Below are 15,499 nucleotides of genomic sequence, written 5' to 3' on the forward strand. Positions count from 1 at the left end.
GTGATTTCTTTTATAATTTTTCAGGGTCCAATACTACGTGTTTCACGGTCTTTCTATTCCATGTATACACTATATGTATCATTCCGTCAGGGTTTTGAATCAGGGTGGGGTACGAATATTCCTCTCCCTTTTTGTCTGTTGTTGCCGTTAAGGGTTCCAAATCCAACACTCTCTTCCATGTTTTACCGTCCTGGGATAGGCCTACGCTCAAGGGAACCCTATCCTCGGATTCAATGGTGGTAGGATTATAGATCAATACATGCCGACCATCTTTTAGGGTAAGGGCATCAATCCCCGAGTCAGGATTGGGAAGATCCGTAGCAGTCATTTCAGTCCAGCTAAGTCCCCCGTCATAGGACCAATTTTGTCCTATTGCCCCCTGATAAGTTCTACTTAACAATTGAATGGTGTCTTTACCGTGATCTAAGATAGCCGGTTGGATGGCCTTAAATTTTTTGCCATCGTTCAAAGGGGCCGTTTTGGTCCATGTTTTGCCAAAATCCATACTCCTTTCCAAGTAAATTTTATGGCCCTCTGTCTCGCTCTCGGTACTTGAAGGAGATAAAATATCCCCATTGGACAGTGTAATGGGTCTATTTTTAATAGGTCCCAATATTCCTTCGGGAAGTCTCAAAGGGGCAGACCAATTAAGACCGTCATCCTCAGATGTTTTATACATTCCCCACCAATATAACGGATCTGGGCCCACTTTATAAAAGAGTATCAAAGGCTTATTTTGGGGTTTAAAAAGAACTGGATTCCAACAAGGATATCGAATTCCATCTTCCTCCACGCCATTGGCTACTTCAACCGGGGTTGTCCATTTGTCCCCAATTTTTCTAGAAACCCAAATACCCACGTCATTGTTTTTTTCTTCCGTTCCCCCGAACCAGGAAGCCACCAGTGTACCATTGCTAATATCAATAGTTGGGGCGTGACATTGGGGAGTTAGCCCTTGGCCTATGGGATATATATACTCTTCAAGGCTTATGGCAGGATGCTTTCCAGATATTTCCGATCCATTTTCCTTCAGCTTTTCCTTACAGGACCCGGCCGATATTAGAAGGGGTATAGCAAATAAATATTTTGTCCAAATTCTCATAATGACAGTTATTAAAAGTCTGCTAATCAAATCTAGAAAAGGAACTCTTTCTTGGGACTATTACAAATTCCATCCCTCCACCTTCAGTGCAGCCTCGGAAGTTCCTTTAAAATTGGCACAGACCATACGTTCTTCCCCTGGTAGTAAGTTGATGAAATTATCTTCCCAGAATATGGGCAGAATAAGTTCTCCGGTATTTTTATCCACCACCTTTAAGTTGACCAAAAATGCTATATGATCACTGTTGTTCTTAAGCTCTACCTTGATATTTTGTTGTTCTCCGTCCAGCTCAAAATAATGTGACTGCTCCAACTGGGTTTTAGGCAATTCATTCAACTGAGTGAAGTCTGCATATACCTTACTGGGGGTGTGAAAAGCAAATGGTCCCAAATCGGCCTCATAGTCCAACACCTCTTCTTTGGTAGAAAGCCAATAAAAATTATTGCTGATCTCTTCTCCTTTTTTATCCAACAAACGAAGATCTACAAAATAAGTAGTTGTGAGCCCTTTCAGTTCTCCCAATGCCAAAATAGATTTAGATGAATCCGCATCCACGGTTAGGGCAATCTTTTCCTCAAACAAAATTTTCGAACCAATGGAATATACCCTAATGTGGGCAGTTAAATTTTCTACCGACCTAAGGTGGTCATTTATGGCATAAATATGTTTGTCCCCATAATTGTAAATAAGGCTCAAGGGCAAACATGCCTTTTGGGTAGCGTAAAAAGCAGCTGTTGGGTTTAGGTAATAGTCGTACAACTGCCAATACATCTTTGGCCATGCCGCATTCAGCATCCATTGGACAATACCCGTAGATTTCTTTTTATTGACCTGAAAAGCTTCGAACATAGGCCGCATAAGCTCATAATTCATGGCCTGGGCCTTTTTGTCGAACTCTTCCAAAGAACTTGGGGCCCCATATTTTTCCTCAATAGCCTTGTTAAATCTACTGAGATCGGCAAACTCATACCGTCCGCAATGGTAGTTCCAGGCTTCCCCCATGGGCCATAATTGCTCCTGAGGAATCATTTTTTTTAAACTTTCCAATTGTGGTATTTGGGCTCCAGGACCAGTTTCCGTATTAAATCCATAGGCACCACCAAATTTGGTATCTGTGAACCAATAAACTGGGGCAGTATAGGCATACGGACCCAACATTTTTACGCCGGAAGACCCACTGATCTCGCTAATAACATCCTCACTGCCTATAACATGTTGATCGCTTCCCACTCCACCTGTAGAATTTAAATAAGGCCTTGTGGGGTCATATTTGGCGAAAGTGTCTATATATTTTTGTTCCAATTCCGTAATCGGCACCTTGTCACTGGCAACGGTCCAAACAAAGATACTGGGATGGTTGCGCAACCATATCACCTGATCCTCCCAGGCTTGGGCCACATGGGAAATATGCTCTGGCTTATAAACGCCTCCAAAGCGCTCATTGACCGGTACACCCATATGGATCTCATGTTCCCAATGACAGCTCCAACCTACCATTAACAATATTCCATGTTCATCACAGAGGTCGTACAATTTGTGGTCCTTGCCCCAGAAGCCTTCCAAACGAATACAATTCAGATTCATTTGTTTTACATACTTCACTTGGGCTTCAATGCTTTCATCGGTATCCATTAAAAGCAAATCATCCGTCCAACCGGCACCTTTGATCAATACCTTTTGTCCATTTACCTTATAACCGCGGTGTATTTCATTTAACCAATAATCCTGTATATCGCGAATTCCAAATCTCAGCTGGGCTTCATCCAAAACCTCCTCCTTGGCCACAAATTTCAAATCCAGATCGTAGAGATCCGGATTCCCCAAATTAACGGGCCACCAAAGTTTTGGTTCCTTAAAATTAAGACCCACAAACTCCTTACTATCAAAGGTGATCAGCTCTTTCTTCTTTGGTTCCAAGCTTATGTTTTTCTTGAATACCACAGCACCTATGGTCCCCACTAATTCTCCAGAAATTGTAGTATTGGAGTAATTGGTCAATTCTGCCGAAACCGTTATATCGGCCTCTTTCAAGGTTTCAAGATTTACCTTGGTCTGCACAAAGGGTTTTTCAATTTGTACCCCACCATGTAAATGAAGGGTTACAGGCCTAAAAACACCCATATCCCCATCTGGTGGGGAAGGATTCCAATCTACAAAGCCTATACTAAAGTCGCCAGGTTGAGGTGGAATTACCTCAATGGCCAAAATGTTGGACCCACTTTTGATATGTGAACTTACATCAAAAGAAGTAATACGATATGCCCCATCTATAGTGGAGGCATCGGCAATGAGTTCACCATTTAACCAAACATTGGCCTTATAGTTTATACCATCAAATTTTAAACTGCCAAACCCATTGGATTGCTCCTTTGTAAGTTCAAAACCGGTAGTGTACCACCAGGATACTTTAAACTGTTCTGTTGGGATGGTCTTTAAATTCTCCCCAAAAAAGGGGTTTTCGTAAACCTTGTTGGCTACCAAAGTGCTCAAAACCGTTGAAGGAACTACTGTAGGAAACCAATTTTCCGAAATTTCGGCCTTAGTCGAGATTTCACTCCCCTTTTCCGAAACTTTATTTGAACTCTGGATTCTCCAATTATCCGATAACTTTATCTGGAAGGACTTATGCATTGTATATGTTTTATTGTTCCTTCTTGGATTTTAATTTCTTTATGGTACTTTTTGCCTTCCACATCATTCCCCCGCCAATAGATATTAGTATTAAACCAGCAACCATGTCGGTCATATGTTCTACAAAGGTTTCGGTATAGATCATTGCAAAAAGTACAATAACCCCAAAAGCCATAATGAAAAATCCAAGAGCATTGTTAATTTGAGCGGCCTTTAATCCCGCATTTATTTCATTTGTCTCCATACTTTTTTATTAAGGGGTTAAAAATGATTATAGATCGATGCCAAAATACATAGTACGGCAATAGACCATAGTTTTAAATTGTTCCACCAGTGCCGATCTTCCTTGGCAATGCCCTCGTAAACATACTCTGTGGGCAATAACAGCACCAATATACCTATTAGCGCATACAAAGAAAGAAATATCATTTTTGCAGTTTCTTGTGAAACACCGGAAAGCCAGTCAAAATTGAACATATTACAGTTTTTTATTTTCCACTAAAATTTTAGAACTAAACACCAAGCCTTTAAGTTGTTCTTCGGTGTGCTTCTTGGTAAGCAAACTAACTACTACATTAATTATAAATCCTAATAGGAAGGACCACCAGGAAATATAGAGAAAGGGATCTTCTATGGTAAAGAATTGCTCCTTAAATACATTAAGATAAACGGCAAATCCAATACCTATGACCAACGCCGAAAGTCCTCCCCATTCCGTTGTTCGTTTCCAGAATATACCCAATAGGAGAATGGCGAATATTGGTCCTTGGAAATAAGACATAAAGGTTTGTATGGCCACGTAAATTCCAGGGAAATCACTACTAATAGGCGAAGTTGCAACTCCAATAAGCAACAGCACCAAGGTCGTAATCTGCCCAACCTTTAAATAATGTTTGTCATCCGCCCCTTTTTTAATAAACGGCTCGTAGATATCTTTTGTAAACAAGGTTGCCGTTGAATTCAACAACGAATCCACACTGGACATAAGCCCAGCAAAAAATGCGGCGAACATAAGTCCTACCAAGCCAGGAGGCAGAATGGATTTGATCATCATTGGAAGTGCTTGGTCCCCATCGGCCAAGCCAGGATGAACCACCACTGCCATAAGCCCAGGAAACAAAACCAAAATTGGAATAAACATTTTAAGGGCAGAACCAAAAATCATACTCGCCTTTGCGTGCCATTCGTTCTTGGCAGTAAGGCAGCGCTGCACAATAGACTGGTTCCCTATCATATAAGCATTGGCCATAACAAAGGTTAGGCCGAATAATATGCCGGTCCATGGAAAGGGCGATTTCGTATCCTGAGGTTGAATAATATCGAAATGATTGCGATACTCTGGTCCCATTGTTGCAATTTTATCTACCATATTATCCCAACCTCCTACTTCGTAAAGACTAAGAAAAACTAGGGCAAAACCTCCTATGAACATTATAACGAACTGTACTACATCGGTCATAATTACAGCGGTAATACCCCCAAAATAAGTGTATAGACCAACCACACCCGCAGTGGCAACTATCGAAATCCAGATGGGCCACCCCATAAGAACATTTAATAACACCGCACTGGCCCAAAAAAGAACCCCCAGATCCAAGGCAAAAAACAGGATCCAGGTAACCGAAGCTATAGTCCTTACCTTTTGGTTATACCTTCTTCCAAGGTATTCAGGTATAGTATACATCCCCCCTCGCCAGAAATATGGAATAAAAATAAATGCCGCCAACAACATGGCAGGAACAGAACCTACCCAATCAAAGTTGCCGACAGAAATACCATATCGATAGGCTTGACCGGACACACCCACAAAATCTAATGCCCCTATGTCCGACACAACGATAGACATACCAATAGCCCAAAAGGGTAAACTTTTGCCTCCTAGGAAATAGTCTTCTGAACTATTGACAAATTTTTTGAAATATAGCCCTAATAACAACATTCCTATTATATAAGCTATTACTATAAAATAATCTATACCTGCTAACATCGTTTGGCATTTTGGTTAATTACCTACAAATTAAATCCAAATAGAGGTGATTGAATAAGTAAATCTTATTGCATTTGCATGGTATATTGACATAAGACCTAGTTTTTTGACTTATTTCTTGATAATTAAGTTAAAATTATAGCAGTTTTTGCAATGAATGAAATATCACTCCACTAATATTGATAGGACCAACCACTACCTTATATATTAAACCAATACCCATTTTAACTGTAAAACCGTCTCAAAATATTTAAGTTCCAAAATGTGAAGTTTACGTTAACGAAATATTCTTGCCCAAAAGCAAACATATATTAACCTAAAATTATCATTATCATAATATTGACCCCTATAGAGGTAATATTCCATAAGTATCTAATAAAATACTATGCTTTTTGTCGATTATTTTACAATAGTTTTGTTAACGAAATGCTAATTACTCAACCAATTAATATAAATGAATATGAAAAAAAGAAGCTTGAAATTTTTGACTTTCCTTTTGTTCAGTATGGTTTCAGGAATCATGTTGGCACAACAAGGAGTAACGGGAGTCGTCAGCAGTGATGATGGCGAATTGCTCCCAGGGGTGTCCGTGGTGGTTAAGGGAACTACTACTGGTGTAACCTCGGATTTTGATGGAATTTACAGTATTACTGTTCCTAACAGTAGTTCTGTTTTGGTATTTTCCTATTTGGGAATGGAAACAAAGGAAGTAGCTGTTGGAAACCAATCTACTCTCAATGTTACTTTGGCAACCTCATCCGAACAATTGGAAGAAGTTGTAGTAACTGCACTTGGTATTACTAGGGAAAAGAAATCTCTAGGGTATTCTGTTAGCGAGGTAGGCGGTGATGCTTTGGACAATGTGCCACAAGAGAACGTTCTAAACGCTCTTTCGGGTAAAGTGTCCGGGGTGAATATCAACTCTACTGGTGGTGCAGGTTCTACTGTAAATATTAATGTTAGGGGTGCAGCTTCATTATCCAGTGACAACCAACCATTATTTGTAATTGATGGTTCTCCTGTAATTAATACAGCTAACAACATTACAGAGATAGGTAGAGATAACAAAGTGGATTACGGTAATGCCATTTCTGATATCAATGCAGACGATATTGCCAGTGTTACGGTTCTAAAAGGTGCCAGTGCAGCAGCACTTTATGGTTCTAGGGCAGGTAACGGGGTTATATTAATTACAACCAAGTCTGGAAAATCGAAAAAAGGAATGGGAGTAACTATTAATTCCAGTACTGTTTTTGATATTCCTAGTCGTTTCTTAGATACTCATACTAGGTTTGCTACAGGTTCTAGACCTTATACCGAAGATAATTTCCCGGCAAATTCCTATGGTGCAATTGTTATCGGCGAAACTGCTTCAGCATGGGCAGGTCCTGAACTGGACAAAGGCATCATGGCAATTCAATGGCCTTATAGTGCTTCTGAAATTGCTAGTGGTGTTCCAGTACCAAGGGAATTGAAGTCGTACAACAACCCAAAGAATTTCTTTCAAACGGCCATTACAACAACCAATAACATCTCTATCCAGGACAATACGGAAAGAATTAATTACAGGTTGTCCTATTCGGATTTAAAGAACAAGGGAAACATCCCTAATACGGATTTAAACAGACATAGCATCAGTTTAAATTCATCATTAAAGTTAAACGATAAATTTACGGTTAGTACTAGTCTTAATTATACAAAATCTGGTGCGGACAACAGACCTGTTGGTAACCGTGGTGCCAACGCAATGCAGGCAGTTTACGAATTGAACCCGCATATTGATGTGCGCCAAATGAAGGATTATTGGTTGCCAGGATACGAAGGCATCTTCCAAAATTCACCTTATAATTTTGGGGACGATCCAACAGAAACTGAATGGAACAACCCTTATTTCTTAGCTTACGAGAATAACAATGGTTTTGAAAGAAACAGGTTTTATGGTAATGTAAAAGGAGAGTGGAAAATCACCGATGATCTAACGGGTATGGTTCGTTACAACATGGATGAAATTAACGAGGTACGGGAAACCAAATTGTCTAAAGGATATACTGGAGACATGAATGGGGCCTACGGTATCAACAAAATCTTCACAAATGAAACAAATGTCGATTTCTTATTAACTTATGCCAAAAGATTGGATGGATGGGATTTCTCAGTATCTGGAGGTGGTAACAAAAGGGTTATAAAAGGAAACAATTTGTTGAATTCCACAATAAGTAGAGGATCTGGACTTTTAACACCAGGTTTATTCACCTTATCCAATATTGCCAACGACAATTTAGTTTACTCTTATAACAGTTACGAAAAACAAGTAAACAGTTTGTATGGAATGGCTAGTATTGGTATTAAAGATATGTTCTATGTAGACGTTACAGGAAGAAATGATTGGTCCAGTACCTTGCCAGATAATAACAATTCCTATTTTTACCCTTCCGTATCAACCAGTTTATTGGTTAATAGGCTTCTTGGTTTTGGCAATGGGGTATCCTTATTTAAACTTCGTGCAGGTTATGCTGAAGTAGGTAACGATACTGGGGCATACAACCTACAACCTACTTTAAGTGGTGGTACCTCTTGGGGATCAGGATCTTTGTTATCCGTAGGTTCTACGCTTCTTAACCCAGATTTAAAACCAGAAAGTATTAAATCTTGGGAAGGAGGAGCTGATTTGGCCTTCTTTAACAATAGGCTAAGTATGGATTTCACATATTACACTGCCGATAACGAAAATCAAATTTTTGGTATTGCTCTACCTATTTCCTCAGGATATAGCTCTAAAAACACCAATGCCGGTCTATTGAGAAGTACTGGTGTAGAGGCTGGTTTAAATGCTACCATAATAGACTCCAAAGATTGGCGTTGGGATATGGGCTTCGTATTTAACAGAAACCGAACCAAAGTGATTGAATTAGCTGAAGGTATGAATTCCATTACGTTGTGGACCGATGCCCGTGGTGGTGCTATTACTTGGGTTGGTGAAGAAATAGGAAATATTTTTGATGCCGCTCTAGTGCGTGTTGATGATCCTAACTCTCCCTACAATGGTTGGCCAATTATTGACGATTCTGGTTTTGAAAACAGTGATCGTACTAGGGAAGATGCAGACGGAAACAGGGTTGCCCCAATTATTGGAAACTTTAACCCAGATTTCACTTTAGGGATGACAACATCTGCATCCTACAAGAACTGGAGCATCTCCATGAATTTTGACTGGAGAAAAGGCGGACAGTTTGTTTCGCAAACTCACAGATACGGAGAATCTGATTTACATACCCAACGATGGATTGATAAATTGCATAATTTTAATGACATTTCCGATGTTCCTGCCTATTTAAGAGAGAATGCAGACCAATTCTTATCAGAAGATGGTGAATTCTATGTGTTAGTAGGTGGACCTACAGCAGCGGATGGTGGGTATCCATTAACAGAAGGTGGAATTACATTGAACGATGGTGTATTTATGCCAGGGGTACAAGGGGATTATGACGATGATGGCAACTTCATAGCTACAGCCGAAAACTTAGGTGGTCCTGGAACTGTAATTACAAGATACCAAGATCACTACGGATGGGATTTTACTAGAAATGCAACTTTTGATTCTGATTTCTTAAAATTAAGAGAAATTTCACTTACTTATTCCGTGCCAAGTAAACATATTAAGCAAATAGGGCTTCAAAATCTAAATATATCTTTATTTAGCCGAAATATTATCCTATGGACCAAGGCCGATATAGGAATCGACCCTGAGATGGCTTTCCAGCACGAATCAAGTACACAAGGAGGAAGTGGTATCCAATTTAAGCAAGGTATTGAACGCTTTAACATAAGCCCATTTACCATTCCAGTAGGTTTCAAACTTAACGTAAGTTTCTAATTAGGCACTTTAAACAAAAAACAAAAAATCATGAGTAAAATAAATAAGATATTTAAACTATTTCTCGTAGTTTGTCTAGTGTCCACTACTTCGTGCGACAATGACCTTACAGAAATTAACCAAAACCCCAACGGGGTAGATCCTAGCCAAGGCAATCCAAGTTTTCTATTAACGCAAGTGATGGTGAATACTGCTTTGGACGTGGGTAATAAAGGCTATAGTGGAGAACTATCTGCCTTTGTGCAATACACCCAAAAAGATTCATGGGGTAACAACAATTACGACTGGGATGGAAGTGGATGGAACACCTACTACGGAAACTTGCGTAGTGCTAAATTAGCACTACAACGGTCTCAGGAATTAGGTTATACTTTACATGAAGCTATTGCCCAAATATTAATGGCGCAGAACTTTGTTACTTTGGCAGATTACTACGGTGACGTACCTTATTCTGATGCGGTACAAGCTGACGAGGATGTTATTCTACCAACTTACGATTCTCAAGAAGCAGTGTATAAAGGGGCTATTGCTGATTTTGTGGCTGCTGCAGCTTCAATATCCAGCAATATGGGTAACCTAGAGGCTTTTGGTGCCAGCCAAGATATTTTCTTTGGAGGCGATGCAGAAAAATGGATGAAATATGCCAACTCCTTGGCCCTGCGGTATTACATGCGATTGTCAGAGAAAGACCCATCTTATGCGCAAGCAGGTGTAACAGCCACATTGGCGAAACCTTTGATCAGCAGTGTGGATGAGGAGTGTGCTTTGGCCTATATAGGTACCTCTGATGCTACTGCTCAGCCAAGTAACAGCTCAACAGGAGGAGCATCCAGCTTCAATCGTGTTAAGCCTTGTACTACTTTTACCGATAGATTACGGGAACTTAATGACCCAAGAGCTGACATTTGGTTTGCACCTGTTGCAATTCCAATTAAAGTTGTAGCTGCCGCAGACGTTCCTGGAGGAGCAGATGATGTAGTAGTAGATGGAGTACGTTATATCAATGAAGAAACTCTTGCTGATAATGGTTTAAAGATATATGACAAAACTACTTGGAAAGCCGATCGTTTGGCTGGATTAAGTTTAATAGATACTAGTAGTACCTATGTGGGTATCCCAGTATCGTATCAAGGATCAGAGCCATATACTTATAACTTGAACCCTAACCCAGTACAAGGTGGAGGCAACGTACATGTTTCACTAATGAACGATCAGTTTAAAGACGCTAGTGGTGAATTCCTAAAAGCTAGGGTTCTGTCCTATGCAGAAGTTTGTTTCTTAAAAGCGGAAGCTGCTCTAAAAGGTTGGGGCTCAGATGCAGAAGGCAACTACAACAAAGGGGTGGAAGCTTCCTTGGAAACATGGGGAATTGGTGGAGAATATGATAGTTATATAACCAATACTGATGTCGCCTATAATGGTACTTTGGCGCAAATCATGGAACAAAAATGGATTGCCAACTTTGCTACCGCTTCTGAATCCTACTTGGATTGGAGACGTACTGGCCTTCCAGATCTACAGACAGGTCCTTTTGCCCTATCGTCAGTAATTCCGGTTCGTTTTCAGTATCCTGATGAAGAAAGGAATATTAATGAAGCCAATTACAATGCAGCATTATCTTCATTGGAAACAACCACTCACACGAACGATGTTCCCGGAAAATTCGAAAACGACACTCCATGGTCCAAACCATGGATTCTACAAGGAGTTACTAAGCCTTGGTAATAAAGATTGAGTTTTATTTATTGAGTTTTGAGTTAGTTTTAAAATGCCCCGGTTTCCCGGGGCATTTTTTTTGTCTAATAGTTATGGCTAAGCCCACTACTCTTTATGACCCTTATACGGTACAGCTATCCCCTTCCTTTTTTACTCCCAATTTGAACAAAATCTTTTCCATAAGGCACCATTGGGTAAAAGCAGATTGGAAAAGGTTTACCCCAACAAAAACGGTAAACCACAACCAGTTTATGTTTACATATACAGCCAATACAACACTAATAACTACAAAAGCCCCGGCAATTGCCCTGATATATCTATTAATCATAATACTATTTTTTAAAGGTTATTAAATATACTTTTCTATGGGAACCACTGCAGCCCTTATAGGATTGTTGGTTTCCAAATTATTATTGAACGATAAAATAAGTTCAAATAAAATATCAATATTTTCCTCGGAGGTAAAGGAAAAAAACATGGCAGATTCCACACCTCCTTTTTCACTAGGGAACCAGTTTGAAGCCATGAGCACTTGGGCAGGATTTTTATATCCATCAATATCGGAGCCGCTAAAGCTCTCAATATTGGCCTTTTTAAAGAGTTGTAGAATTTCCTTAGCGTATTCCTCTACAACGGTTACTATGAGTAGTTTCATTACTTTATATTTTAAAATTCCGTTATTATGAATTGGGCCTTTATCCCCAAAATCGGTATTGACCAAATTAATCCCCTAGAGGGCTCGCTTTAACTCCGCTCAGAGACCCGTCCTTATTATTTATAGTTCTTCCGTTCTATCATATAGTACACCAAAGGAACTACCAACAGTGTAAGCACGGTAGAGACAATGGTACCTCCCATCAGGGAAATGGCCAGCCCTTGGAAAATAGGATCGAATAGGATTACAAACGCCCCAATTACCACGGTTCCCGCTGTTAATAGAATAGGAGTAGTCCTTACGGCACCGGCCTCTATTACGGCCAACTTTAAAGGAATCCCTTCCGCCAATCGCAGATTAATAAAATCGATCAACAACACGGAATTCCGTACCATAATTCCCGCTAGGGCAATCATTCCAATGAAGGAAGTTGCTGTAAAAAACGCATCCAACATCCAATGCCCCAAAACAATCCCGATCAAGGAAAGTGGTATAGCTACCATCATTACTACCGGGGCCTTAAAATTCTGGAACCACCCCACGATCAATATGTATATGATGAAAATTACTCCTAGGAAGGCCAATCCAAGATCCCGGAATACCTCCAAGGTAATCTGCCATTCCCCATCCCATTTTACGGTGTAATTATCCTCAAAATCGGGTTGCTTTATGTAGAGTTCATCAATGGAATATCCTTTGGGCAAATTCATGGCCTTTAACTTATCGGTCATCCCTAAAATAGCATACACCGGACTTTCCAGTTCCCCGGCCATATCGGCAAGGACATAGACCACCCTCTTTTGGTTTTTTCTATAAATGCTCTTGGCCCTGGTAGTTTGCTCTATAGTTACCAAATCTGCAATTGGCACCATATTGCCATTTCCTTGTTGGGATTTCACCTTCAATTGGGTAATATCCTGGATAGTGGATTTTTCCTTTTCCTCCAGGGCCAATATCAAACCAATTTGGTTGGAAGCATTTTCATCATATAGATTGGTAACCGCCCTCTCGGATAGGGCCATATTCATAGTTTGGGCAATTTGCGCGGGTGCAACACCATAAAGCATTGCCTTTTCCTTGTCTATGATAAGCTCATATTCTATCTGGTCGGCTTCTACCATCCAATCTACATCCACCACATCCGGGGTGTTTTTCAAAATCTGCTGTACCTGGTCCGCAATGTCCATCTGTGTATCATAATCAGGGCCATATATTTCCCCAACAATGGTAGATAGCACTGGAGGTCCAGGTGGCACCTCAACAATCTTAACATTGGCATTAAACTTATCACCAATACGTTGAATCTCTGGACGTAATAAACTGGCTATCTCATGACTTTGAGCAGTTCGGTCTCCCTTATCCAATAAATTCACCTGAATATCGGCCATATTACTTCCTCCCCGCATATCGTAATGACGTACAAGACCGTTGAAGGTTATTGGTGCAGAAGTGCCTACATAACTTTGGTAGTTTACCACTTCCGGACGAGTGTTCAGGTATTGGGCAATCTCCCTGGCCACCACTCCAGTACGTTCCAAAGTAGTACCTTCGGGCATGTCTATGACCACCTGAAATTCGTTCTTATTGTCGAACGGCAACATTTTTACCGCCACCGATTTGGTAAAGAACATGCCTATGGAACCCAATAGCAACAAGAAGGTAATTCCCAAAAACAACCAGCGTTTCTTTTTATTTTCTATCAAAGGATTCTCAAACTTATGGTACATCCTATAGATAAAAGTTTCCTCCAAAGGTTTCTCTACCTTTTCCTCTCCTTTTTTATCCTTCTCCCTAAGAAATATATACCCTAAATAAGGCGTAATCGTCAAGGCCACAAAAAGGGACAACAACATGGCAATAGAAGCTCCAATTGGCATTGGTGACATATAAGGCCCCATTAGACCGGAGACAAAAGCCATGGGCAATACGGAAGCAATTACGGTAAAAGTGGCCAATATAGTAGGGTTACCCACTTCATTAATGGCATACAAGGCAGCCTGTTTAAAAGGCAAGCGTTTCATTTTAAAATGCCGGTGCATGTTTTCCGCAATAATAATGGAGTCATCCACCACAATACCCGTTACAAAAACCAATGCAAACAAAGTGATACGGTTCAAGGTATAGTCCAGCAAATAGTAACTCAACAGGGTTAAGGCAAAGGTTATTGGTACCGAAAGAAACACTACCAATCCTCCACGCCATCCCATGGCCAACATTACTACAAAGGTTACCGCTATTATGGCCCCAATAAGGTGCATTAATAATTCCGATACCTTATGGGAAGCTGTTTCCCCGTAGTTTCGGGTCACCTCCACATGCACATCATCCGGGATAAGATTCTTTTTTAAATGATCTACTTTCTCTAAAATAATATCCGAAATATTCATGGCGTCCGCACCCTTGCGCTTGGCAATGGAAATGGTTACGGCAGGATATTCGGACTTATAGGTTTCCCCTTTTTCACTTCCCTTACCAAAACCTAGGGATACGTATTCCTTGGGAATTTCGGGTCCATCCTGTATACTGGCAATTTGCTTCAAATAAATGGGACGGTTCTGTTGTACCCCTACCACCAAATTTTCCACATCGGTAGCAGTTTCCAGGAACTTACCTGTGGTTACCATAAATTCGGTATCATTCTTATCAAAGGTACCTCCGCTAATTTGTTGGTTATTGGCCTGGATCATTTGGGCAACGGACAGAAAATCCAATCCGCTTTCCGCCAATTTATCCTTGTCCAACACCACCCTTAATTGACGATTTCGACCACCAATTCTTTGGGTGGCGGACACATCGTTTACCTTTTCAATTTCATCCGTAAGTTCCTGGGCAATTTTCTTTAGTTGGTAATCGTCGTAATTTTCGCTCCATAAGGTAAGTCCCAACATGGGAACATCATCTATAGCCCTGGTTTTTATCAAAGGGAAGGTAACACCTTGCGGCATTTCATCCATATGTTTATTAATCTCGTTCTGGAGTTTAACAAACGAACGTTCAATATCCTCACCTACATAGAACTGCACTATAACCATCCCCTGCTCCTCCATGGAAGTAGAATAAACATATTCTACCCCTTTAATATTGGAAATTAACTTTTCAAGGGGTTTGGTAACCCTGCTCTCAACTTCGGTGGGACTCGCCCCGGGGTAACCTACAAAAATATCGGCCATGGGCACATCTATCTGTGGTTCTTCCTCCCGTGGAATCAAGAACGAACTGTACACCCCAATGACCATGAATACGATCATTAAAAGGACCGTTAACTTGGAACCTATAAACGCTTTGGCAATTTTGCCTGCTAATCCTTCTTTCATCTTTTTCTTATTGTTTTTGTATTTGGGCGTTTCCTTCGCATGACAATCATATCGGCAAGGTCTTTTCTTATACCTACAAGGTTTTAAAAACCTTGCAGGAGTGCGGACCTTGCAGGAAGATCATGCAGGAATGCTCAGGTCGGGCTTTCCGATTTTACTCCAGCTCCTTTTTAGCCTAAATACGCTAAAAAGACCTGGGGTAACTACTGCAATCCCTAAC

10 protein-coding genes are annotated in these 15,499 nt (G+C 40.4%); 2 read left to right on the top strand and 8 right to left on the bottom strand.

The window, feature by feature from the left end:
• Positions 1-10: 10 nt before the first annotated feature.
• From MWU82_RS03065 to MWU82_RS03085, 5 genes are read right to left on the bottom strand one after another with little or no spacing between them, the layout of a single operon-like run.
• Positions 11-1,102: a sialidase family protein gene (locus MWU82_RS03065; protein ID WP_247095178.1), complete on the bottom strand. Its 1,092-nt coding sequence runs from the start codon at positions 1,100-1,102 to the stop codon at positions 11-13.
• 60 nt (positions 1,103-1,162) lie between these two features.
• Complete coding sequence (locus MWU82_RS03070) at positions 1,163-3,733, bottom strand: glycoside hydrolase family 2 TIM barrel-domain containing protein (RefSeq protein WP_247095179.1); 2,571 nt, start codon at positions 3,731-3,733, stop codon at positions 1,163-1,165.
• Positions 3,734-3,743: 10 nt separating this feature from the next.
• Positions 3,744-3,977, bottom strand: coding sequence for a hypothetical protein (locus MWU82_RS03075; RefSeq protein WP_247095180.1), 234 nt, complete (start codon positions 3,975-3,977; stop codon positions 3,744-3,746).
• Positions 3,978-3,994: 17 nt separating this feature from the next.
• On the bottom strand, positions 3,995-4,210 hold the full coding sequence (locus MWU82_RS03080; protein ID WP_215949323.1) for a hypothetical protein: 216 nt from the start codon (positions 4,208-4,210) through the stop codon (positions 3,995-3,997).
• Position 4,211: 1 nt separating this feature from the next.
• Entirely contained in the window at positions 4,212-5,720 is a 1,509-nt protein-coding gene (locus MWU82_RS03085) for a sodium:solute symporter family protein (RefSeq protein WP_111622690.1), read from the bottom strand.
• A gap of 460 nt (positions 5,721-6,180) precedes the next feature.
• Between MWU82_RS03085 and MWU82_RS03090 the strand changes: the two genes are divergently transcribed.
• Entirely contained in the window at positions 6,181-9,594 is a 3,414-nt protein-coding gene (locus MWU82_RS03090) for a SusC/RagA family TonB-linked outer membrane protein (RefSeq protein ID WP_215949322.1), read from the top strand.
• 30 nt (positions 9,595-9,624) lie between these two features.
• Positions 9,625-11,319: a SusD/RagB family nutrient-binding outer membrane lipoprotein gene (locus MWU82_RS03095; protein WP_247095181.1), complete on the top strand. Its 1,695-nt coding sequence runs from the start codon at positions 9,625-9,627 to the stop codon at positions 11,317-11,319.
• 112 nt (positions 11,320-11,431) lie between these two features.
• On the opposite strand, the gene MWU82_RS03100 is transcribed toward MWU82_RS03095, so the two are convergent.
• The 3 genes from MWU82_RS03100 to MWU82_RS03110 all read right to left on the bottom strand — a co-directional run bounded on the left by MWU82_RS03100 (position 11,432) and on the right by MWU82_RS03110 (position 15,279).
• A complete protein-coding gene (locus tag MWU82_RS03100; RefSeq protein ID WP_031445982.1) occupies positions 11,432-11,638 on the bottom strand; it encodes a DUF2892 domain-containing protein in 207 nt (68 codons plus the stop codon).
• Positions 11,639-11,659: 21 nt separating this feature from the next.
• Positions 11,660-11,965: a hypothetical protein gene (locus MWU82_RS03105; protein ID WP_215949320.1), complete on the bottom strand. Its 306-nt coding sequence runs from the start codon at positions 11,963-11,965 to the stop codon at positions 11,660-11,662.
• 116 nt (positions 11,966-12,081) lie between these two features.
• On the bottom strand, positions 12,082-15,279 hold the full coding sequence (locus MWU82_RS03110) for an efflux RND transporter permease subunit (RefSeq protein ID WP_247095182.1): 3,198 nt from the start codon (positions 15,277-15,279) through the stop codon (positions 12,082-12,084).
• Positions 15,280-15,499: the final 220 nt, after the last annotated feature.

Source organism: Arenibacter sp. S6351L, assembly GCF_023016025.1.
GTDB classification, from domain to species: domain Bacteria; phylum Bacteroidota; class Bacteroidia; order Flavobacteriales; family Flavobacteriaceae; genus Arenibacter; species Arenibacter algicola_B.